Origin of the sequence: uncultured Roseobacter sp., assembly GCF_947491795.1 — a bacterium.
Taxonomy (GTDB): Bacteria; Pseudomonadota; Alphaproteobacteria; order Rhodobacterales; family Rhodobacteraceae; genus Roseobacter.
In genome coordinates this window covers 719744-742227 of record NZ_CANLKW010000003.1, presented here as the reverse complement: position 1 = coordinate 742227, position 22484 = coordinate 719744, and the positions used below count along the sequence as shown (strand labels likewise).

At 59.6% G+C, this 22484-nt stretch carries 24 protein-coding genes; 11 read left to right on the top strand and 13 right to left on the bottom strand.

Annotation, left to right across the window (positions count from 1 at the left end; all coding sequences use genetic code 11):
- Positions 1–30 precede the first annotated feature (30 nt).
- Both Q1A34_RS15400 and Q1A34_RS15395 read left to right on the top strand, forming a co-directional pair.
- Positions 31–360, top strand: a complete 330-nt coding sequence (locus tag Q1A34_RS15400) for a hypothetical protein (protein WP_300035977.1) — start codon at positions 31–33, stop codon at positions 358–360.
- A gap of 21 nt (positions 361–381) precedes the next feature.
- On the top strand, positions 382–1161 hold the full coding sequence (locus Q1A34_RS15395) for a succinate dehydrogenase iron-sulfur subunit (protein ID WP_300035974.1): 780 nt from the start codon (positions 382–384) through the stop codon (positions 1159–1161).
- Positions 1162–1233: 72 nt separating this feature from the next.
- Here the strand turns inward: Q1A34_RS15395 and Q1A34_RS15390 are convergent, their stop codons facing one another.
- Together Q1A34_RS15390 and Q1A34_RS15385 are read right to left on the bottom strand one after the other, a co-directional pair.
- Positions 1234–1947, bottom strand: a complete 714-nt coding sequence (locus Q1A34_RS15390) for a hypothetical protein (RefSeq protein WP_300035971.1) — start codon at positions 1945–1947, stop codon at positions 1234–1236.
- A 236-nt stretch (positions 1948–2183) separates the two neighbouring features.
- Entirely contained in the window at positions 2184–2927 is a 744-nt protein-coding gene (locus Q1A34_RS15385; RefSeq protein WP_300035969.1) for a VPLPA-CTERM sorting domain-containing protein, read from the bottom strand.
- Between the two features lie 217 nt (positions 2928–3144).
- On the opposite strand from Q1A34_RS15385, the gene Q1A34_RS15380 reads away from it, so the two are divergent.
- Entirely contained in the window at positions 3145–3357 is a 213-nt protein-coding gene (locus tag Q1A34_RS15380) for a hypothetical protein (RefSeq protein ID WP_300035966.1), read from the top strand.
- 34 nt (positions 3358–3391) lie between these two features.
- Positions 3392–4237, top strand: coding sequence for a DUF1989 domain-containing protein (locus Q1A34_RS15375; RefSeq protein ID WP_300035963.1), 846 nt, complete (start codon positions 3392–3394; stop codon positions 4235–4237).
- A gap of 235 nt (positions 4238–4472) precedes the next feature.
- Here the strand turns inward: Q1A34_RS15375 and deoD are convergent, their stop codons facing one another.
- The 3 genes from deoD to Q1A34_RS15360 form a co-directional block, all read right to left on the bottom strand.
- A complete protein-coding gene (gene deoD, locus Q1A34_RS15370) occupies positions 4473–5177 on the bottom strand; it encodes a purine-nucleoside phosphorylase (protein ID WP_300035960.1) in 705 nt (234 codons plus the stop codon).
- 3 nt (positions 5178–5180) lie between these two features.
- Positions 5181–5516 carry an H-NS histone family protein gene (locus Q1A34_RS15365; RefSeq protein WP_300035958.1) on the bottom strand — a complete coding sequence of 112 codons (336 nt, stop codon included), beginning with the start codon at positions 5514–5516 and terminating at the stop codon, positions 5181–5183.
- A gap of 99 nt (positions 5517–5615) precedes the next feature.
- Positions 5616–7583, bottom strand: a complete 1968-nt coding sequence (locus Q1A34_RS15360; RefSeq protein WP_300035955.1) for a protein meaA — start codon at positions 7581–7583, stop codon at positions 5616–5618.
- Between the two features lie 168 nt (positions 7584–7751).
- On the opposite strand from Q1A34_RS15360, the gene Q1A34_RS15355 reads away from it, so the two are divergent.
- The 7 genes from Q1A34_RS15355 to Q1A34_RS15325 all read left to right on the top strand — a co-directional run bounded on the left by Q1A34_RS15355 (position 7752) and on the right by Q1A34_RS15325 (position 14679).
- Positions 7752–9113 carry a 1-acyl-sn-glycerol-3-phosphate acyltransferase gene (locus tag Q1A34_RS15355; protein ID WP_300035952.1) on the top strand — a complete coding sequence of 454 codons (1362 nt, stop codon included), beginning with the start codon at positions 7752–7754 and terminating at the stop codon, positions 9111–9113.
- Between the two features lie 144 nt (positions 9114–9257).
- Entirely contained in the window at positions 9258–10538 is a 1281-nt protein-coding gene (ccrA, locus tag Q1A34_RS15350) for a crotonyl-CoA carboxylase/reductase (RefSeq protein ID WP_300035949.1), read from the top strand.
- Positions 10539–10754: 216 nt separating this feature from the next.
- The gene (locus Q1A34_RS15345) at positions 10755–10976 is read left to right on the top strand and encodes a hypothetical protein (RefSeq protein WP_300035945.1); all 222 of its coding nucleotides are present in this window, start codon (positions 10755–10757) and stop codon (positions 10974–10976) included.
- Positions 10912–11634, top strand: coding sequence for a LuxR family transcriptional regulator (locus Q1A34_RS15340; protein ID WP_300035942.1), 723 nt, complete (start codon positions 10912–10914; stop codon positions 11632–11634). Before Q1A34_RS15345 ends, Q1A34_RS15340 begins: the two co-directional genes overlap by 65 nt.
- Before the next feature lie 116 nt (positions 11635–11750).
- Positions 11751–12389 carry an acyl-homoserine-lactone synthase gene (locus tag Q1A34_RS15335; protein ID WP_300035938.1) on the top strand — a complete coding sequence of 213 codons (639 nt, stop codon included), beginning with the start codon at positions 11751–11753 and terminating at the stop codon, positions 12387–12389.
- A gap of 50 nt (positions 12390–12439) precedes the next feature.
- On the top strand, positions 12440–13981 hold the full coding sequence (locus Q1A34_RS15330; RefSeq protein WP_300035935.1) for an AAA family ATPase: 1542 nt from the start codon (positions 12440–12442) through the stop codon (positions 13979–13981).
- Positions 13978–14679: an SDR family NAD(P)-dependent oxidoreductase gene (locus Q1A34_RS15325; RefSeq protein ID WP_300035932.1), complete on the top strand. Its 702-nt coding sequence runs from the start codon at positions 13978–13980 to the stop codon at positions 14677–14679. The genes Q1A34_RS15330 and Q1A34_RS15325 overlap by 4 nt, the downstream gene beginning before the upstream one ends.
- Before the next feature lie 19 nt (positions 14680–14698).
- Here the strand turns inward: Q1A34_RS15325 and Q1A34_RS15320 are convergent, their stop codons facing one another.
- The 8 genes from Q1A34_RS15320 to tsaB all read right to left on the bottom strand — a co-directional run bounded on the left by Q1A34_RS15320 (position 14699) and on the right by tsaB (position 22436).
- Positions 14699–15463, bottom strand: coding sequence for a TIGR02186 family protein (locus Q1A34_RS15320; RefSeq protein ID WP_300036720.1), 765 nt, complete (start codon positions 15461–15463; stop codon positions 14699–14701).
- Entirely contained in the window at positions 15460–16371 is a 912-nt protein-coding gene (locus tag Q1A34_RS15315; RefSeq protein WP_300035929.1) for a sulfite exporter TauE/SafE family protein, read from the bottom strand. The genes Q1A34_RS15320 and Q1A34_RS15315 overlap by 4 nt, the downstream gene beginning before the upstream one ends.
- A 92-nt stretch (positions 16372–16463) precedes the next feature.
- The gene (locus Q1A34_RS15310; RefSeq protein WP_300036717.1) at positions 16464–17432 is read right to left on the bottom strand and encodes an ABC transporter permease; all 969 of its coding nucleotides are present in this window, start codon (positions 17430–17432) and stop codon (positions 16464–16466) included.
- Positions 17432–18526, bottom strand: a complete 1095-nt coding sequence (locus Q1A34_RS15305; protein WP_300035927.1) for an ABC transporter permease — start codon at positions 18524–18526, stop codon at positions 17432–17434. The genes Q1A34_RS15310 and Q1A34_RS15305 overlap by 1 nt, the downstream gene beginning before the upstream one ends.
- 3 nt (positions 18527–18529) lie before the next feature.
- Entirely contained in the window at positions 18530–20050 is a 1521-nt protein-coding gene (locus tag Q1A34_RS15300; protein WP_300035924.1) for an ABC transporter ATP-binding protein, read from the bottom strand.
- A 139-nt stretch (positions 20051–20189) separates the two neighbouring features.
- Complete coding sequence (locus Q1A34_RS15295) at positions 20190–21185, bottom strand: BMP family ABC transporter substrate-binding protein (protein WP_300035921.1); 996 nt, start codon at positions 21183–21185, stop codon at positions 20190–20192.
- Between the two features lie 148 nt (positions 21186–21333).
- Positions 21334–21738, bottom strand: a complete 405-nt coding sequence (locus Q1A34_RS15290; protein WP_300035918.1) for a GNAT family N-acetyltransferase — start codon at positions 21736–21738, stop codon at positions 21334–21336.
- Positions 21739–21749: 11 nt separating this feature from the next.
- Positions 21750–22436 carry a tRNA (adenosine(37)-N6)-threonylcarbamoyltransferase complex dimerization subunit type 1 TsaB gene (gene tsaB, locus Q1A34_RS15285; RefSeq protein ID WP_300035915.1) on the bottom strand — a complete coding sequence of 229 codons (687 nt, stop codon included), beginning with the start codon at positions 22434–22436 and terminating at the stop codon, positions 21750–21752.
- Between the last annotated feature and the right edge of the window lie 48 nt (positions 22437–22484).

Below are 22484 nucleotides of genomic sequence, written 5' to 3'. Positions count from 1 at the left end.
TATGAACATCGTTTTTACAAGGTGGGCTGTATGATCAGACTGATACTTCCTCTTTGCCTGGTGCTCGGCGCCTGCGCAGACATCCAGCAGGCGACCGATCAGGCGGGCCGCAACACGGCCAAAACCATCCTGCCCGAGGCGCTGGCGGTCTATTTTCCGCAGGTGCCCAAGAGCCTCTTCAAACCCTTTACCGACTGCGTCGTCGACAACGCGGACGCCAGCGAGGTTCAGTCCCTTGCCGCAGACGCCGTGACCGGTGTGGACGCCGGAACCGCCGATACCATCCGGGCCGTGCTTGCGCGCCCGGTGACACAACAATGCCTCGCCGCCGCCGCCCCGGCTGCTGCGCTGACACTCTGACCCCGACAGGAGACCCGGAACATGGTTCAACTGACACTGCCGAAAAACTCGCGTATCCGCACGGGCAAGACCTGGCCCAGGCCGGAAGGTGCCACCAACCTGCGCAAATTCTCAATCTACCGCTGGAACCCGGATGACGGTGAAAACCCCAGCGTGGACACCTATTTCGTGGACATGGACACCTGCGGGCCGATGATCCTGGACGCGCTGATCAAGATCAAGAACGAGATCGACCCCACGCTGACCTTCCGCCGCTCCTGTCGTGAAGGCATCTGCGGCTCCTGTGCGATGAACATCGACGGCATCAACACGCTGGCCTGTATCTACGGCATGGACGAGGTGAAGGGCGATGTGAAAATCTACCCGCTGCCGCACATGCCCGTGGTCAAGGACCTGATCCCGGATCTGACGCATTTCTACGCCCAGCACGCCTCCATCATGCCCTGGCTGGAAACGAAAACGAACCGTCCGGCCAAGGAATGGAAGCAATCCATTGAGGACCGCAAAAAGCTCGATGGTCTCTATGAATGCGTGATGTGCGCCTCCTGCTCGACCTCCTGCCCCAGCTACTGGTGGAACGGCGACCGCTATCTCGGGCCAGCGGCCCTGCTGCACGCCTACCGCTGGATCATCGACAGCCGGGATGAGGCCACGGGAGAGCGTCTGGACGATCTGGAAGACCCGTTCAAACTCTATCGCTGCCACACGATCATGAACTGCGCCAAAACATGCCCCAAGGGCCTGAACCCTGCAGAGGCAATCGCGAACATCAAGAAAATGATGGTCGAACGCCGGGTCTGATCCAGCTGCCAGGCAAAGATAAAGACGGGTGCCTTCCGCGTGCAGGCACCCGTTTTCCGTTTCGGGGCCCGGTCAGGCGCGCGTGCGTCTGTGCCGCAGGTACCCCAGAGCGACAAGCCCGCTCAGCACCAGCGGCATGCCTGATGGCAGCGGCACCGAAGTAACAACCGGTGCGGCCGGCGTTGTCAGGTTGTCGGTATCCTGCACAAAGCTGAATGTGCTCCCGGACTGCAGCCCGCCCCCGGCCAGTCTCTCAAACCCGATGCGCAGTGTGCCATAGAGATCCCCCGCCGGTGTCTCGTTCTCCAGCGCCAGAATGTCGGTGAACAGAACCGAAACCGGCCCGTCGACCGTGCCGCGCAGACGAAAACCGGTTCCATTGGCACTGCCCGGCGTGCCGGTATTGCCGGAAGCCGTGTCAAACACCGTATCCCCCGCCAGCGCGTCGATGCGCAGCGATGTCAGAACGCCCCGCGACACACTCAGTTCAAAGGGTGCCGAAAATGTCGATAAACCCGAAAAGCCAAGGGCGAACCCTTCGCCTTTGGCCGCACCTGCACGGGTGCCGGTGGTTGCAAAGACCGCGCGGCGGGTCGCGCCGCTCCGGAAACCGGCCGTCACAACCATCCCGTCCATATCCGCCCCGCCGGTGGTGTATCCGGTCAGGCCCGTGGTGCTCTGAAGGGTGCCGTCCGTTCTGGTGATGTCGACCGTTGCCGCCTGGGCAAAGCCGCTCAGGGCGATTGCCACAGCGGCGGATGCAATAAACTGTCTGATGATACTCATACTCTGAACTCCTGCTGTCTGTTGCAGCGGGTGTTGCAGATCGGATCCTCCGGCGCGAGCGCGCATCGGGAGAGGTACCCTGTCCTTATGGTGGGGGCCCTGTCCGAACGGACAGATCAGGGCGCATCGGATCGCAGTTCACCGCCGTGCCGCCTGCGATCAGAACAAACCGGCGCACCTTACCCAAAAAAACGGGCCCGCCAGGGCCCGTTCCATCCGCAGATCTGTAAGGCCTCTCAGGCTTTGCCGCGACGTTTCATGACGCCGATACCACCAAGTGCGGCGATCAGCATCCAGCCGGCGGCAGGCAGCGGCACAGGGTTCATGGGCCGGATATCACCCGAAATACTCAGGTTGTCCGTGTCCTGGTTAAACGTCAGGGTCTGACCAAAACTCAGACCGCCTCCGTCCAGACCAGAAAGATCAATCAGCAGGCTTTCAAAGATATCGCCCACCGGATCATCCGGCGTCACGCCAACCGGGTTGAAATATGTCACGTCGATGGACCCGGTCAGACCAGAAGTCTCAGCAAAAGTCAGGCCGGCAGAACTGCCCGTCGTGGACCCTCCCGCATCGCCTGTTGCGATGTCGAACACCGTGTCACCCGGTCCGCCCTGCAGCAGCAGGGAGGTGAGCAGAAAGCCATCAGCAACTGTCAGGGACCAGCTGTTGAAAAAGGTGTCGCCCGATTGTGTCAGCGTGAAACTGCCCGGCGCGGTTGTGCCTGCGGCAAAGGTCAGTGCCTCATCGGCCACACCGTCAAATGACCCTGTTGCCACAAGACCATCCATATCGCTGTCGGCATTACCGCTGGTGCCGCTGGTCGCGAAACCGGCCAGGGCTGTGGTGCTGAGCGCGTTGGTCAGGTCAACGTCGCTGGTGACGGACGCCGCAGAGGCCATCGATCCGGACAGTATTGTCCCGACAGCGAGTGCTGCTGCGGCAAGGGTGGAAATTCTCGTACTGGAAATGGAAATCATAATAAGCTCCGGGGGTTAATTTTTAAATCTGTCGGACTCACAGCTTAACACATTCTGAACACATTTCGGAGGTTTTTGCGCCGTTTTGCAGTGCTCACCCCGTATTGCCTGCCCGGCCCGGTTAATAATGCATCTTTTTCAACGCGAAACAGACAAAGCGCGCCCGGACAATCCGGCACTCTGGACAGCACCCTTTCCCCTGACTACATGGCCTTTCATGCATATTGTCATCGGTCTGATCATCGCCTTTGTCATCGTGGCCATTTTCGCGCGCCGGAACCGGGCGACGCGCAACTGCCGCTGGCGTGCCGATCATACCGGCGATCGCGGTGCTCTGAAAAAATACCGCTGTGCGGCCTGCGGGGCGACAGGCTTTTCTGCCACCGGCGGCCCGCCGCGTGATTGCAAATCGCAACTGCCAAAGGTTTAAGAGACGCAGACACCTGCTACAGGAGCCCCGCCCGATGACCAGGCCTGCCGATGCCGACGCCCGCCGCGCCGTCCCGCCCGTGATCTGCTATCCGACAGACACACTGCCCCAGGCCGATATGGCGCTCTATACCGCCGCGCGTGCCAAGCTGACAAAAACCGCAGAGGTCACAGTGCCCCCGCGGGATGCGCGCTGCTTTCAGGTGCCCGCGGGCCATTTTTTCCGCATCACCTCGGTCCAGGGCGCGCAGGTGGGCGATCTGAACCTGCACAACGCCCATGATCTTTCGGAACGCTTCTATTCCGGCAAGACGCGGGCCCTGCATGGCACCCATATCACCACGGGCGAACGCATGTGGTCCTCGTTTCCGCATCTGCGCCCGCTCGCCACGGTCACCCACGACACGCTTGGCTGGTACGGTATCGATGACTTCGGCGGCTCCGTGCACGATGTGATCGGCACCCGCTGCGATCCCTACACCCATACGCTTTTGTCGGATGGTGGCCAGTATCACCATTGTTGCCACTCAAACCTGACCCGGTCACTGGCCGCACATATGGGCCTGTCCCGGGCAGAGGCAGAACCGCTGGTGCATGACGTGCTGAACGTCTTCATGTGCACAGGCTTCACCCGCGACACCGGCCAGTACTTTATGAAAGCAAGCCCGGTACGCCCCGGCGATTTCATCGAGTTTTTTGCCGAAACCGATCTGCTGGGCAATCTCTCGGCCTGTCCCGGCGGCGACTGCGCGTCCGGGCATTCCAGCGATGCCGCCCGCTGTCACCCGCTGCTGGTAGAGATTTTTGCCCCGGCACCGGGCGCGCTGGACGGCTGGCAAAGCCCCGCGGCCTCCCGCTACGATGGCACCCACGGCCCCTGATTTCACCCTTCCAAAAATACTCATGTCCCAGCGTGCGCCAGGGGGCGCAAACGGTTAACATTCCGGGTGTCCTGCCGGTTTTTCACGGCAAAACCGCCCGGCACTGACATATGCACCGACGAAATACCGACGTTATACCGACGTAAAACCGACGTGGGATTCTGAGAAAATTCAGCGGCTTAGGTGAAAACCACTGAAAACGGCCGGCGGCAGCCACCGGCCGTTGCGGCAACACTCAGGTAAAGGCCGCCTCCAGCGCGATCTCAACCATATCCCCAAAGGTCTTTTCCCGGTCTTCCGAAGGCAGCGCCTCGCCGGTCTGCAGATGATCGCTCACCGTCAGCACAGCCAGCGCCCGGCGCCCGTGACGCGCCGCAAGAGTATAGAGCTCCGCCGCCTCCATCTCGACGCCCAGGATACCATGCCGCACCATCTGTTCGTCCAGATCCGGGCGTTCGGCATAAAAGACGTCCGAGGAATAAATCCCCCCCACATGGGTCGGCGTGCCCCGGCTTTCCGCGGCACGTACAGCAGCAGCAAGCAGGTCGTAACTGGCCGTCGGGGCAAAGTTCACTTCGCGGAAGATGCCCGAGGACGGGGAGGTGATGGTGGTGGCTGACATGGCAATGATCACGTCGCGCACTTTCACATGAGACTGCATGCCGCCGCAGGAGCCGATACGAATTAGCGTTTGTGCATTATACTCTGAAATCAACTCGTTAGCATAGATCGACAGGGAGGGCATCCCCATGCCAGAGCCCTGTATCGTCACCCGGTTGCCCCGCCACATGCCGGTGAAACCCAGCATGCCGCGCACCTCATTGACCAGCTTCGCATCCTCCAGGAATGTCTCAGCTGCCCATTTCGCGCGGTAGGGATCGCCCGGCATGAGCACGGTTTCCGCGATATCGCCGGCACTGGCTCCGATGTGAACTGTCATCTCTCAGATTTCCATGGATGCAGGATCGGCACCGGCCTCAACAGCCTGTGTGTACCACCCGGGCCTGCGCCCGCGCCCCGTCCAGACCTGCGATGGGTCTGCGGGGTTTGCATATTTGGGTTTGCCCGGTGCACGGGGGGCGGCCTTCTTTTTGCCTGCACTTGCCTGTTTCTCTGCGCCCACCAGATCAGACAGGCTGAACCCGAATTTCGCAGCCGCCTTTTCGGCCGCCTTTTTGGCTTCGCGTTTTTCCTTTGTCTCAATGGATTTAAGGGCACGTCGCGCATCTGCGATCAGACGCTCCAACTGCTTGCGGTTCATTTTCTTCAGGTCGGCCACTGTCACTCCTCCGGCGTTAGGGTCTGACAGGGTCATTACTACCAGGCAGAGGCCTTGCACAAGGCTGTTGAACAGACTTCGCCTCTGGCGGGCAGGCGGCTATTCGGCTGCAACCGCCTTTGGGTCGGCAAGTGTCACAATATCCATCATGATTGTGTTCAGCTCAAAATCCTTGGGTGTATATACGCGGGCCACGCCCATTCCACGCAGGCGGTCTGCATCATCATCAGGGATAATTCCCCCAACGATAACGGGGATATGGGCCAGGCCCGCACTCCGCATCTGGTCCATCAGGTCGGCGACCAGGGGAATATGCGATCCGGACAGGATCGACAGGCCGACAACATGGGCCGCATCGTCGCGTGCCGCGGCAACGATCTCTGACGGTGTCAGCCGGATGCCCTCATAGGCGATGTCCATGCCACAGTCCCGTGCCCGAACGGCGATCTGCTCTGCACCGTTTGAATGCCCGTCAAGGCCCGGTTTTCCCACAAGGAATTTCAACCGGCGGCCCAGGCGGTCACTGACCGCATCGACCGCTTCGCGCAGATCATCCAGCCCTTCGGTCCTGTTGGACCGGGCGCCCGAGACACCGGTGGGGCCACGGTATTCGCCATGCACGGCCCGCATCTGCGCGGCCCATTCGCCCGTTGTCACACCAGCCTTTGCCGCTGCGATGGAGAGCGGCATGATATTGCGCCCCTCAGCTGCGGCTGCGCGCAGATCCGCGAGAGCGGCTTTCACGGCCTCCGCATCACGCTCGCTGCGCCATGCGTCCAGACGGTTGATCTGTTCGGCCTCGACAGCCGGGTCCACGACCATGATCCCGCCATCTCCGGTCATCAGGGGCGAAGGCTCCCCTTTTTGCCATTTGTTCACGCCGACAACCACGGTTTCACCGGCTTCGATACGGCCCAGGCGGTCGGAGTTGCTGTCCACGAGGCGTGCTTTCATATAGTCGATCGCCTCGATTGCGCCGCCCATGCCATCCAGATTGGCCAGTTCATGCCGCGCGCCTTCCTTCAGCGCCTCGACCCTCGCGTCCACCGCCGGGTTCCCGTCAAACAGGTCATCAAACTCGAGCAGGTCGGTCTCGTAGGCCATGATCTGCTGCATCCGCATCGACCACTGCTGGTCCCAGGGGCGCGGCAGGCCCAGTGCTTCATTCCAGGCGGGCAGTTGCACGGCGCGCGCACGGGCCTTTTTGCTCAGGGTCACAGCCAGCATTTCGATCAGAATGCGGTAGACGTTGTTTTCGGGTTGCTGTTCGGTCAGCCCCAGACTGTTGACCTGCACTCCATAGCGGAACCGACGGAATTTTGGGTCCTCCACGCCGTAGCGGTCGCGGCAGATCTCGTCCCAGAGATCGACAAAGGCGCGCATTTTGCACATCTCGGTAACAAACCGGATGCCTGCGTTCACAAAGAAAGAAATGCGGCCAACAACAGCCGGGAAATCCTCTGCCGGTACGCGCGGTTTCAGCGCGTCCAGCACCGCCGTGGCTGTGGCCAGCGCAAATGCCAGCTCCTGCTCGGGCGTCGCGCCCGCCTCCTGGAGGTGATAGGAGCAGACGTTCATCGGGTTCCATTTCGGCACATTTGTATAGCAGTATTCGGCCACGTCCGCGATCATGCGCAGGCTCGGGGCAGGGGGGCAGATATAGGTCCCGCGGCTCAGATACTCCTTGATCAGGTCGTTCTGAACTGTCCCCTGGAGGCCGGCAACATCCGCGCCCTGTTCCTCCGCGACAGCAATGTAGAGGGCCAGCAGCCACGGAGCTGTGGCGTTGATTGTCATTGACGTGTTCATCTGCTCCAGAGGTATCTCGTCAAAAAGCGTGCGCATATCGCCCAGGTGACAGACCGGCACACCGACCTTGCCCACCTCGCCCCGGCTGAGAACGTGATCGCTGTCGTAACCGGTCTGTGTTGGCAGATCGAAAGCTACGGAAAGACCGGTCTGACCCTTCTCCAGGTTTGACCGGTACAGCGCGTTGGATGCTTTGGCTGTGGAGTGTCCGGCGTAGGTGCGGATCAACCAGGGGCGGTCTTTGCGTGTTTCGGTCATCTGCGGCGCTCCTGAATCGGAATGGTAATTTTATTGCGTCAGATGACAGATACCTGCAATTTTATACCGTTGTCAATTCGCCGCGACGCGGCATTTGCACTGCAGCATAAACAGGTCGGTGTTTTTTGATCATTGCCCTCTGACAGAGAGCCTGTAAGTGTCGGCGTCATGACGCAAGTGGTTGAAATCCCGGTCTGGCTGTTTGTGCTGGTGCTGCTTTTCGCGGCGGTGACATTTGCTTCGCATTTTCTGTTTCCTTCGGTGCGCTGGTTCTTTCGCCGGCGGCTGGAGCGGGCGGTTGCGCGTTTGAACCAGCGCCTGACCCGTCCGATCGAGCCGTTTAAGCTGGCCCGCCGTTATGACATGATCCAGCGCCTGATCTATGACCCCGAAGTCACCCAGGAAATCGTCAACTACGCCCATGAGCACGGCGTGCCAGAGAACGTCGGATTTGAGAAGGCCCGGACCTATGCGCGTGAGATCGTACCCAGTTTCAGCGCCTTTACCTACTTCGGCCTCGGTACACGGATGGCCCGGGTTCTGGTGCGCGCGATATATGAGGTATGGACCGGCCCGCGCAATGATGCCGTGATCCAGAGCATCCCACGCGATGCCACCATCGTTTTCATCATGAACCATCGCTCGAACATGGACTATGTGCTGGTCACTTATCTGGCTGCACGGGCCTCTGCACTGTCTTATGCAGTCGGTGAATGGGCGCGGGTCTGGCCCATCAGCCGCCTGATCCGGATGATGGGTGCTTATTTCATCCGGCGCAAATCACGGGGCGCGCTCTATCGCAAGGTGCTGGCCCGGTACGTTCAGATGGCGACCAAGGGCGGCGTGGCCCAGGGGGTGTTCCCCGAAGGCGGGCTGAGCCTGACCGGGCGGCTGATGCCACCAAAGATGGGCCTGCTCACATACCTCAGGGATGGATATGACCCCGAAGGACGCGATGTGGTCTTTGTCCCTGTCGCGATCAACTATGACAGGGTGCTGGAGGACCGGGTGCTTATTGCTGCCGGTAAACGCGGGGATCGCCGGTTTGGTGCACGGGTGTCAGTTGTGGTCGGTTTTGTTCTGCGCAAGTTCTGGCAGGGGCTGCGCGGACGGATCATCCGCTTTGGCACAGCGGGCGTAGTTTTTGGCGAGCCGCTGTCGCTGCGCAGTTTCGGCCCGGAGCAACCGGTGGAGGCGCTGGCCGGTGAACTGATGCAGCGTATCGAGGATGCGATGCCGGTGCTGATGGTGCCACTGGTGGCGCAGGTGATCCGGACAGCTGATGCCCCGCTGACATCCGCTGAGGTCCTGGACCGGGCAGTGATAATGTCTGGCAGTGTGCGGGAGCACATGCCGCAGATGTCCTCTGATGAGTTTTCCCAGGCAGTCATCCGCGCGCTTACCCTGCTGACCAGGCACAAAGTGATCGGGGAAAAAGGCGGACACTGGCAGGTCTGCGCCGGAGAAGAGGCTGTTCTCGATTTCTATGCGCATTCAGTTTCGCACCGGTTTTTGGAATCGAGGGACTAATTTCGAGGGTTTCTGCAGTCGCTCGGTTATAAAATTACAAAAAATGCCCTTCAACGGTTGCAATGTTGCGTGATGGTGCCTATTCCAGTCTCAAAGCGCCGCGATTCTGCGATGCGGCATGGTTTTGGTTAGCTGGAGACTGGCATGGCACTGGATACAACGATCGCTCAATACGAGGCCCCGGAGAAAGATCTCTATGAGGTCGGTGAGATGCCGCCCATGGGATATGTGCCCAAACAGATGTACGCTTGGGCGATCCGCCGTGAACGGCATGGCGAGCCGGACAAAGCCATGCTCCAGGAAGTTGTCGATGTCCCTGAGCTCGACAGCCAGGACGTGCTGGTCCTCGTTATGGCGGCCGGTGTGAACTATAACGGCGTCTGGGCGGCGCTTGGCCAGCCGATCAGCCCGTTTGACGGACACAGACAGCCCTATCACATTGCAGGATCGGATGCCGCGGGCATCGTCTGGGCCGTTGGTGACAGGGTCACCCGCTGGAAAGTCGGCGACGAAGTGGTCATCCACTGCAACCAGGACGACGGCGACGATGAAGAATGCAATGGCGGTGATCCGATGTATTCCCCCAGCCAGCGCATTTGGGGCTATGAAACACCCGACGGATCTTTCAGTCAGTTCACCCGCGTCCAGAGCCAGCAGCTGATGCCGCGGCCACGGCATCTGACCTGGGAAGAAGCGGCCTGCTATACGCTGACACTGGCAACTGCCTACCGAATGCTTTTCGGGCATGAGCCGCATGACCTGAAACCCGGGCAGAATGTTCTGGTCTGGGGCGCGTCGGGGGGGCTTGGTTCCTATGCGATCCAGCTCATCAATACGGCAGGGGCCAATGCCATCGGTGTGATCTCTGATGAGAGCAAACGTCAGTTTGTGATGGACCTTGGCGCCAAGGGCGTGCTGAACCGGCGCGACTTTAACTGCTGGGGTCAGTTGCCGACGGTCAATACCCCCGAATATGCCGCGTGGTTTACGGAAGCCCGCAAGTTCGGCAAGGCGATCTGGGACATCACCGGCAAGGGTGTCAATGTCGACATGGTTTTTGAGCACCCAGGCGAGTCTACTTTCCCTGTCTCGACCTTTGTTGTCAAAAAGGGCGGCATGGTTGTGATCTGTGCGGGTACCACCGGCTTTAACCTCACTTTTGATGTACGTTATATGTGGATGCATCAGAAACGCCTGCAGGGAAGCCACTTTGCACACCTCAAGCAGGCAAGTGCAGCGAACAAGCTGATGCTGGAGCGCCGTCTTGATCCATGTATGTCCGAAGTGTTCGCCTGGAACGATCTGCCCCAGGCGCATATGAAGATGATGCGCAACGAGCATAAGCCCGGGAACATGTCTGTGCTGGTGCAGGCACCTGCCACGGGTCTGAGAACGCTCGAGGATGCGCTTGAGGCCAGGCGTTAAGGTTCCAGCGAGTCGTTTTACTTTACTGAACCCTGCGAATCGACTAACGATTTCACAGGGTTTTCCCGTTATACGTGTGTCGCTTTTTGGGAACAGTGACTTAGAAAATTCGCCCTCGCTATTTCTGGGGAGTAAATAACCGCGAATTTTCAAGTGGTATTAGTACATGCTAGAGTTGTGTTAATGCTTCATTAACCTTTAAAAGGCGAGTCTGATATGAGAAGTGACTGGATTTTGGACGTTCTGACGGACTTGAAAACTTTTGCGACAGCGAATGACTTGCCGGTACTTGCCGAACAGTTAGACGATACCGCGATTGTTGCTCTGGCCGAAATTGCGGCGCTTCATGAGAAGACGCAGGGCGAAACGCAACATGAAAGACAACTTGAACCCGGTGGAAGCGGTATTGGCGGCGCTGGAGCAGGCGGACACGCTTGAAGGTATCCAGGATGCGATTGTCGCCCTCAGGTCGCACTTTCAGGTCGACAATATCGTATATCACTGGGTCGATAGCGCAGGCGCTCAGTATGGCTACGGCACTTATCCCCTCGATTGGGCCGAACGCTATCAGCAGCAGAACTACCTGCGCATCGACCCGGTGGTTATCGGATGTTACCAGCGGTTCCATCCGGTAGACTGGAAAAAGCTGGACTGGTCCAGCAAGGCTGCCCGGGCACTCCAGGCAGAATCTGTAGAATACGGAATAGGGAATCAGGGGTACTCGATTCCCATCCGAGGGCCTAACGGGCAGTTCGCGCTCTTTACCGTGAATCACACCTGTGACGACGATGAGTGGGAGACCTTCACAGAAACCAACCGGCGTGAACTGATCCTGATCGCCCACTATTTTAACCAAAAGGCCCTGGAGTTTGAGCCGAACAAAACTCCGGAACATTCCCAGCCGTTGTCGCCGCGCGAAACGGATGCGCTGACACTGCTGGCAATCGGATACAACAGGGCGCAAGTGGCTGAAACCCTTTCGATTTCAGAGCATACACTGCGTGTCTACATTGAAAGCGCCCGCTTCAAACTGGGCGCTGCCAACACGACCCATGCCGTCGCCAGAGCCATCAGCCGCGGCGTCATTGTGGTGTGAAAACCCGACCTTTGTTGCCCGAAAAGGTTACCGGGCCGCGCGTGGCGGTTTCCGTCGGTTAATCATGATCAAGCAATCCTTGGTGCACCTTCTGATGCGACCAAAGGATCAACAACATGCTTCGTTACCTCTATGCAGACCAGCTGAAACAGTACCCGCTTCTGACAGATACCATGTTCCGGGACCGGGCAGACCAGTTCAAAACCAGACTTGGCTGGGAAGTGAATGTTGATGCACAGGGCTGGGAACGTGACGAATATGACGACCTCAATCCGCTGTACGTGATCTGGGAAAAAGCCGATGGCACGCACGGTGGCTCCATGCGCTTTCTGCCCACAACCGAACGCACGATGGTAAACGACCATTTCACCGATGTGATGGGCGGCGGCACTGTGACCAGCCCCCTGATCTGGGAATGCACCCGCTTTTGTCTGAACCGCGAAGCACCAAGCACAGTTGCGGCCGCACTGATGCTGGGGGGCGGAGAGATCATGAACGGTTTCGGGGTAAGACACTTTGTGGGTGTGTTCGACGCACGCATGGTGCGGATCTACCGTATGATCGGTTCGTCCCCGGACGTGTTGGGCAGCAAAGGTGAAGGCCGCGACAAAATCAGCGTCGGTCTGTGGGAATTCACGCCCGAAGCACAGGCTCTGGTCGCGCGTCGGGCAGGTGTGTCGCCCGAGCTGTCCCGCCTGTGGTTTGAACGGGCATTCGGTGCAACAACCGCGCCGAAACTGGTTCGTGCCTGCTGAGCGGCACGTGACATCTGGCACCCGGCGCGGCCTGACTGTAGGGTCGCGCTATGAATGCACCGGCGCTCACATTTTCCGACGATCAGGCGCAGGCCTTTGACACGATTTCCGACGTGCTGCGCAGCGCAGGTGTCAATCTGGATGACCAGTTACTAACGCCGCCGCGGGGCACAACGAGCTCGGTTCTCGCTGTCACCGGCAAGGCCGGGTCCGGGAAAACGCTATTACTTGCAGAGCTTTACAAGGCGCTGGAAGGGGCGGGCGCTGAAATTGTCTCGGGTGACTATGAAAGCCGGCGGAAAAAGGACAAACGCACGCTGGCGGTGCTTGCGCCGACGAACAAAGCGGCCTCTGTCCTGCGTCTGCGGGGCGTGCCGGCGACCACCATTCACCGCATTCTCTACACCCCGGTGTATGACCCTGAATACGAGCGGATCGCGGAATGGCTGACGGGAAACGGTGAAAAGCCGGAAATCGAGGGCCTGACCGACGAGGCTCTTGAACGGGCAGCAAAGTTCTATGCCGGCAACAAGTCCATCCCCGGCGCTCTGGCTGCCGCCGGATTGCGCGGGTCGGATTTCATCACGGGATGGAAACGGCGCGAAGAGCCGCTGGACATAGGATTTATCGACGAATCCTCGATGCTGGATGACCGGCAGTTTGAGGACTTGCAGGAAATCTTCCCGACGCTGCTTCTCTTTGGCGATCCTGCACAGCTGGCACCGGTCAATCAGTCGGGCACAATGGTATTCGACAAGCTGCCAGAGCAGAGGGTGCTGAACCTGAGCCGTATTCACCGTCAGGATGCCGACAACCCGATTCTCGACCTTGCGCATGCGCTCAGCGATCCGGACCTGACCTTTGAACAATTTGAGCGGATGGTTGAACAGGCTGCCGCCCGGGACGACCGTGTCGTCTGGGGTCAGCGCGTCGAGGTTGATCTGATGGCCCGCAGCCCTGTGCTGGTCTGGCGCAATGCCACGCGTATCCGGCTGATCAACGCGTTCCGCCAGGTGCATGGTGCGCCCGAGGATGCACTGCTCGCCGGTGAGCCGCTGATATGCGACGGTCTTGAGCTGCCATTGAAACACCGCAAAAAACGGCTCGATCTCGAGGCGCGTGGGCTGATAAAAGGCGCGCAGGTCATTTTTCTGGGCGAGGGGCGCAAGCCAGGGTTCAGCCGGTTGCATGTCATGGGGGCCGAGGATCCGCAGGTTTCTGCCGCATCAATCGTGAAGATCGAAAAGCCGGACGAGGAAGAGCCCTTTATTCCATTCGCGGCCAGGATGGGGGCCACGTTTCTGCATGGTGCTGCCGTGACAATACACAAGGCCCAGGGCTCCCAGTGGGATACAGTCCAGGTCTTTGCGCCGGATCTTTATACGGCTGCGCGGATGGGGCGGACAGAGGCCGGTCAGCCCCTTTGGAAACGCCTTGCCTATGTCGCGATTACGCGTGCACAGGAGCGTCTGGTGTGGGTGGTGCGAAACCGGCTCGCGCGTCCCTCCGGGCCACTGAACACCGATGACCTGCGCAGTGTGCCTGCTACTGCCCTGACCCTGTCTGAACCCCCTGAGGAGGATCTGCTGTGAAATCCATTATCATCACCGGAGCCAGTTCCGGCATCGGACACTCCACTGCTGAGCTTTTCCTGACGGAAGGCTGGCGCGTTGGTCTGATCGCCCGGCGGGGCGATCTGCTGGAGGCGCTGGCCGACAGGTACGAAACCGCGGTGCCGTTGCCGGCAGACGTCACCGATGCGACGGCGATGGCGGCGGCCTTTGAGGCCTTTGGGCATATCGATGTGTTGTTTAACAACGCGGGTCTTTTTGGCCCGCCCGCGACCATAGACGAGGTGCCGCTGGAGGACTGGGCGCAGGTTCTTTCCGTCAATGTCGGAGGGATGTTCATCGCGGCACGCCTCGCCTTTGCGCGGATGCGTGCCCAGGATCCCCAGGGTGGGCGCATTATCAACAACGGGTCGCTCTCCGCCTATGTGCCGCGGCCGAACTCTGTGTGCTATACCACAACGAAACACGCGGTAACGGGGCTCACGAAAACCCTGTCACTGGATGGCAGGCCGTTCGGTATCGCCTGTGGTCAGATCGACATAGGCAATGCGGAAACGGCGCTGCTGCAGGAGTTGAAAAAGACCCAGCCCGGCACGGCAACGATGGACGTGTCCCATGCGGCATCCTCGGTCTTGCATATGGCAAACCTGCCGGCAGAGGCAAACGTGCAGTTCATGACGGTGATGGCGACAACCATGCCCTACATCGGGCGTGGCTAGGCTCATTCCGGGTATTGGCTCAGGCGCGGAAGATGCGGAACACGGCGGATGCGGCCCAGCCGGCGCTGATCGCAATGGCCAGCGACATCAGACCATACATCAGTGCATTTTCCCGTGACAGCTTGAACAGCCAGCGCTCCAGGCCGACTTTGCGGACATAGATGCTGGTTTCATACCGCGAGATGACCTCTCCGCCCCGGGTGAGGAAAATACGTGTCTCGTAATCCCCTTCTGTCAGCGCGGCCGGGAGCTCGATCGCTGCGCGGAACAGAGTCTGGGCATCGACGCTGACTGTACCTTCGTTGAGCTGGTACTGGTTCGACCCGGACTTGATACGGATCAGCGCATCGGTAAAGAGGGTCGCATCCCTGATCGTATCGGGCGCCCCGACGGACCGGATCGCGCGGGGGATAGATACCTTGTGCCGCAGATCTTCTGTGTTGCTCAGGGATAGTCCCAGCGCCGTACTGGTCGAAACCGCGTAAAAACTGGGAGCTCGGTCGACCTCGACGGCGTCGGTGTTGACCCAGATGCCGAACTTCTTTTCCTTGCGCCGGACGGTGAATGTCTCGTCTGGTCCGGCGACGGTAATAATGACCTGCAGACGCGGGTCGTCCGGGATCGGCGCTTCGCGTTTCACCGCGCCGAAAATCAGGATTTCGGAGCCGTCAAAGCTGGTATTGATCGAAACCGTGTCTTTGCTCAGACCCAGCACAACCTCTTCGGCTATTGCAGGCAGCGCCAGCAGCAGGACTGTGATCAGGAGGGCCAGTCTGCGCATCAGTGACCCGCCGCGCCGATGGAGTAGAGCTCGGATGGCATGATCAGCAGATCCAGCGCCAGTTTGCCGCAAACCGCCAGAACCATCATTGCCAGAAGAATGCGCAATTGCTCGGCCTTCATTTTCACACCGATACGTGTGCCGATCTGCGCCCCGATCACACCGCCCACGAGCAGCAGAACTGCAAGGACCACATCCACGGTAAAGTTGGTGGTGGCGTGCAGCATTGTGGTGAAGGCTGTCACAAAAATGATCTGGAAAAGGGATGTCCCGACTACGACCTTGGTGGGCATGCCCAGCAGATAGATCATTGCAGGCACCATGATAAAGCCACCGCCGACACCCATGATGGCTGCCAGAATACCAACGGCGATACCGACCAGCACCGGGGGGATCACGGAGATATAAAGTCCGGAGACACGGAACCGCATTTTGAAGGGCAGGCCGTGGATCCAGTTGTGCTTTTTGCGTGTAGGCGGTTTGCCCTTTTTGGTGTTCCGGATGGCCCGCAGGCTTTCAAAGAACATCAGCCCGCCGATAATCCCCAGGAAAACCACGTAGCAGAGCTTAACCAGCAGATCGACCTGGCCCTGCGCCTTGAGATAGTTAAAGACCACAACACCCAGAGCGGCCCCGATAAGGCCGCCAATGAGCAGCACGGTACCCATTCGGAGGTCCACCGTCTTTCGTCTGAGATGTGCGAGAACACCGGAGAAGGACGAGGCGACGATCTGGTTGGCTTCTGTTGCGACGGCGACTGCCGGGGGTATGCCAATAAAGAACAGCAGTGGCGTCATCAGAAAACCGCCGCCGACACCAAACATACCGGACAGAACACCCACAATCCCACCAAGCCCCAGCAACAGGAAGGCATTGACCGATACTTCGGCGATGGGAAGATATATCTGCATGACCTCTGTTAGGCCCCGATGGTTTCAAAATCAATGGGTCCTGCTGCTCTGCAGCAAACAGGACCGATGTAATCACTGAACTGGACTTATTTTCAGCGTTCTTTCACATAAGGCTCGCCACCGGCGCGGGGCGGAATTGCCTTGCCCACAAAACCAGCCAGGATAATAACCGTCATGATGTAGGGCAGCGCGGCCAGCAACTGGCCCTGGACCTTGATGCCAATCAGCGACTGGATCACATCCGGACGTGTTTCCAGCGCACCGAAAAGGCCAAAAAGAAGTGTTGCCCAGAGCGCGTACCACGGACGCCACTTTGCAAAAATCAGCGCTGCCAGCGCAATAAACCCGCGTCCGGCAGACATATCCTTTACAAATCCTGCCTGTAGTGCGGTTGACAGGTAGGCGCCGGCAATCCCGCACAGCACGCCACAGATGATCACCGCAGCATAGCGAAGGCCGATCACGGAGACACCCGCTGTGTCGACGGCGGCCGGGTTTTCACCTACGGCGCGCAGGCGCAGACCAAAACGTGTCCGGTAGAGCAACCACCAGGTCATGGGAACGGTCGCAAAAGCCAGGTAAACCAGCACGGAGTGGCCCGAGATGAGCTCAGAGTAAACCGGGCCCAGAAAGGGAACAGCGGACAGTGCCTCTGCAAAGGGCAGGGAGACCGGCTCGAACCGCGCGCCGCCCATAAGCGACGGCGTACGCCCGCCCTGGCTGAACCAGTCCTGCGCAATCAGGACCGTGAGACCGGCGGCGAGAAAGTTGATCGCGACACCGGAAATCAGCTGATTGCCGCGAAATGTGATCGATGCCAGCCCGTGCAGCAGGCTGAGAGCGACCGACGCGCCGATGCCTGCCAGCAGCCCGACCCAGACAGATCCGCTGAGGGCTGCAACCGCGGCAGAGAAAAAGGCGGCGGCGAGCATCTTGCCCTCAAGGCCGATATCAAAAATACCGGCGCGTTCGGAAAACAGTCCGGCAAGACAGGCCAGAAGCAGCGGAGTGGCGAGGCGTACCGTGCTGTCGAGCAGCTGAATGAGCGTCAGGAAGTCCATCATGCATCCCCCCGGCGCATCATCAGGAACAGACGTTCAAGCGGCATCCGGACCATATTGTCGAGTGCACCGGTAAACAGAATGACCAGAGCCTGGATCACAACGATGAGTTCGCGCGGGATCGATGTCCAGAGGGCCAGTTCAGCGCCGCCCTGGTAGAGGAACCCGAAAAGGATGGCTGCAAGGAACACACCAAAGGGATGGCTGCGCCCCATAAGGGCCACGGCGATCCCGATAAATCCGGCACCTTCAACGGCGTTCAGAACAAGCCGTTCCGCCTCGCCCATCACGTTATTGATGGCCATCATCCCCGCCAGAGCACCCGAGATCAGCATGGCGATCATGGTAATGGCGACGGGTGAAATTCCGGCGTATTTAGCGGCGGCTTCTGATTTTCCGTAGCTGCGGATCTCGTACCCGAGCCAGGTGCGCCAGAGCAGCAGCCAGACCAGAACACAGGCCACAACGGCGATCAGGAAGGTTACGTTTGCCGGCGCGGCCTTGGAAAAACTGATGCCGACGGTTCCCAGGATATCGTGCAGGGTGGGCAAATGGACCGTTTCGGGAAAACGCGCTGTCGCCGGGTCCATGCTGCCCGCCGGGCGCATCAGATTGACCAGAACATAGTTGAGCAGACCGGCTGCGATAAAGTTGAACATGATCGTGGTGATCACGATGTGACTACCACGTTTGGCCTGCAGAAACGCTGGAATTGCTGCCCAGGCTGCGCCAAAGAGCCCGGCGGCCAGGGTTGCCCCGATCAGCGCCAGCGTCCAGTGCGGCCAGGGGATCAGCAGGCAGGCAAGAGCAACACCCAATCCGCCCAGCATCGCCTGACCTTCGCCACCGATATTAAAGAGACCGGCATGAAAGGCGACGGAGACGGCGAGCCCGGTAAACAGAAAATTCGTTGCGTAATACAGGGTGTAGCCCCAGCCATAGGTGCTGCCGAGCGCGCCGGTGATCATCAGGTTCACGGCCTCGACCGGGTCCTCGCCGATGGCAAGGATGACCAGTGCAGACAGGATTGCGGCCAGTATCAGCGAAATGAGTGGCACGAGAACAACCTCGGCCCATTTAGGCATCACATCCATGCGTCAGCTCCCCACCCCGGCCATGAGCAGGCCAAGTTCTTTTTCGTCCGTCTCTGACGACAGACGTTCTCCCATAATGTGCCCGTCGAACATCACTGCCACACGATCGGCAAGTGCGAGGATTTCCTCCAGCTCCACAGAAACCAGCAGAATAGCCTTGCCCTGGTCCCGCAGTGCGACGATCTGCTGATGGATGAACTCAATAGCGCCGATGTCGACGCCGCGTGTCGGCTGACCGATCAGCAGCAGATCAGGGTTCCGCTCGATTTCGCGGGCCAGAACAATTTTCTGCTGGTTGCCACCCGAGAAATTCTTGGCGGCAAGTGCCGGATTTGGCGGGCGCACATCGAAACGCGCCATTTTTTCGGCGGTGTCATTGCGAATGGCCTGGTTGTTAAGCAAAAGGCCCGACTGGTAGGCTTCGGCACGGTGGTATCCAAACGCCGTGTTTTCCCAGGCCGAGAAATCCATGATCAGGCCCTCGCGCTGGCGGTCCTCGGGTACATGTCCGATCCCCCGGCCACGGCGTGATCGTCCGTCCGAGTGTTTGCCGCTCAGATCAAGGGTCTGGCCGTTCAGTGTGACCACGCCCGTGCCATCCGCATATCCGCCCAGCACTTCCAGCAGCTCCGACTGCCCGTTGCCCGCAACACCGGCAATGCCAACGATCTCGCCGGCGCGGACCTGCAGGTCGATGCCCTTGAGGCGCTCGACCTTCTGATCGTCAACAACCCGCAGACCTTTGATATCCAGAACGACATCCCCCGGGGCTGCAGGTTTTTTGTCCACGCGTAACAGAACCTTACGGCCTACCATGAGCTCGGCCAGTTCCGCTGGGGAGGTGTCAGATGTTTTGACCGTTGCCGTCATTTCGCCGCGCCGCATGACGCTGACGGTGTCGGTGGCCTCCATGATCTCGCGCAGTTTGTGCGTGATCAGAATGATGGTTTTGCCTTCTTCACGCAGACGTCCCAAGATCCGGAATAGCTGGTCGGCCTCTGCCGGGGTAAGAACGCCTGTGGGCTCATCCAGGATCAGGATATCCGCCTGGCGGTAGAGTGCCTTGAGGATTTCGACACGCTGTTGCATGCCCACGCCGATCTCTTCGATCAGCGCGTCCGGGTCGACATTCAGACCATATTCCTCCGCAAGGCCGATCAGTGACTTGCGGGCTTTGGCCAGTGACGGACGCAGCAGGCCGCCGTCCTCTGCACCCAGAATGATGTTTTCCAGGACGGTAAAATTCTCGACCAGCTTGAAGTGCTGAAAAACCATACCAATGCCTGCGGCGATGGCGGCCTGACTGTCGGGGATCTCCGTTTTGGTGCCGGAGATGAAAATCTCGCCCTTATCGGCTTTGTAAAAGCCATAGAGGATGGACATCAGCGTGGATTTTCCCGCGCCGTTCTCACCGATAATGCCGTGGATTGTGCCAGGCATGACGCGGATGGAGATGTCTTTGTTCGCCTGAACCGGTCCGAAGGCCTTGGAGATGCCTTTGAGCTCAATCGCGGGGGCTGTCATGGTGCGGTGTCCGTTCCCGTGAAGCCTTGTCAGAAATCCGTATGCCAGGCGGGCGGTGCCTGTTCGGTTTTGGCTTCCTGTTGTGAAAGCGGGCCGCGCCGCAGATCATGCGGCACGGCCCGGAGTATACTCAGCCTGCTCAGAAGTTCAGAACGGGGCAGCTGTCGTCGGACATATAGTCATGCACTGCCACTTCGCCCGCAGCGATTTTGGCAGCTGCGTCGTCGACGCTGGCCTGCATGTCGGCGCTGACAAGAGATGCGTTGTTGTCATCCATGGCATAGCCCACACCGCCGTTGGCCAGACCCATGACCTGGAAGCCGGTTTCAAGGCCGGGGCCGTCGGTAAAGGCCTCATAGACAGCGTTGTCGACGCGTTTCATCATGGAGGTCAGTACCTTACCCGGATGCAGGTAGTTCTGGTTGCTGTCCACACCGATCGACAGGATGCCTTCGTCCGCAGCTGTCTGCAGAACGCCAACACCGGTACCGCCTGCAGCGGCATAAACCACATCAGCACCCTGGCTGATCTGTGCCTTGGTGAGCTCCGAGCCTTTTACAGGGTCGTTCCACGCAGCAGGTGTTGTGCCTGTCATATTTGCGATGACGGTCGCGTCGGGGTTCACCGCCTTGACGCCCTGAGCATAGCCGCAGGCGAATTTGCGGATCAGCGGAATATCCATGCCGCCGATGAAGCCAACAGTGCCGGAAGAGGAAGCCTGAGCCGCCATCATGCCAACAAGATAGGAGCCCTCGTGCTCGTTAAAGACAACGGAGCGGACGTTCGGTGCATCTACGACCATGTCGATGATGACAAAGCTCGTGTCCGGATAGTCAGCCGCAACCTGACCCAGCGCGTCGCCAAAGGCAAAACCGGCCATAACGATCGGGTTGGAGCCTGCCTCGGCAAAGCGGCGTAGAGCCTGCTCGCGCTGTGCTTCGGACTGAAGTTCGATCTCGCGGAAGCTTTCGCCGGTCTCTTCGGACCAGCGGGTAGCACCGTTAAACGCCGCTTCGTTAAAAGATTTGTCGAATTTGCCGCCCAGATCGAAGATCAGCGCAGGCTCGGCCAGTGCTGCACCGGCAGAAAGAGCCAGCGCGGCTGAAGCGCCGAGAAGTTTGTTAAAAAGGGTCATTCAGGTGTCTCCCAGGTTGTGTTTCGGGGTTCGCACCAGTCATTTATTGCCGGTGCTGCCCGTATTGAGCAGATGTTATCTGATCCTCGCCAAATTAGGACCTGTCCGGCAGGCAGGGTCAACCGGTTTTTGCAGGAAAGACACGGTGTCAGGGCATCTGACCGCGGGTCAGCGGCGCGCGCATCAGCAACGCGTCTGCCGCCGGGCCATCTGCGCGCGCATAATAGGCCCTGCGGCATCCTGCCTGCGCGAATCTGTGCCTTGCGTAAAGCGCGCGCGCTGCGTGGTTGTCCTCGGCGACTTCGAGAAAGGCTTCGGTGGCGTCGCAGTTTTGCATCCATTCGGTCATGATCGCATCGGCGATCCCCTCGCGTCTGTGCGCCGGATCAACGGCCAGCGTGAGCAGTTCGGCCTCCTCTGCGACGACCCGTATGAGTGCGAAGCCATGTGCCCGGCAGACCGCAAATACATGTGGGGATGCCAGCAGTGCGGCCACTTCATCAGATGTCCAGCCTCGCTCCTGTTCAAAAGCACGCCGATGTATCAGACTCATTTCCCCGGGGGTCACGGCAGGATCACAGGGGCAGCGTGTTTCGCCGGTGCGGCATCAGCGGGACGGATATAAACGGGTGCAGGGCGCGGGTTCTGCAGGTGACGGCGGGCGCGTGCGCAGCGTGCGATGGTTTCAGCAACCGGGAGTTTCTGGTGCACAGACTGTCCACCTATCCGGGCTGCTGTTTCCTCTGACCGGTGGCCTGTACAGAGCGGCGGAACACCTGCGGGCACTTCAGGCAGGCTCTCAAGATCACACAGAACCGGCGCGCCGACAGGTTCCGCGTTTTGCAGAACCTGCAGATAAAGCGCGTCCCGCCGTGCATCAAGCGAGGAGAAAACAGTGCCTTGAATCCCAAAGGCCTGCGCCTCCAGGTTGTTTATGCCGATTGCGGGCACGTCCAGCCCCAGTGCCAGACCACGGGCCGCAGACACGGAAATGCGAATGCCTGTGAAGTTGCCCGGGCCCGTGCCTGTTGCGATAAGACTGATGTCTGAAGTCGCCGCGCCGGCCGACTTCAGGGTTTCCTGGCAAAGGCCCATAAGGCGTTCAGCCTGACCCTTAGCCATTTCCTCTTCGGCCTGCGCCAGCACGTTCTGGCCGTGCAGTACACATACCGCGACGCGTGCGGCAGACGTGTCAAACGCCAGTACAAGCGGCTGGTCACCGGAGGCAGGTTGCACAACGGATTGGGTCATAGTTGTCTGGTCTCCGTCTGTCCGGGCCGGTGCATGCTCCGGCCGGGA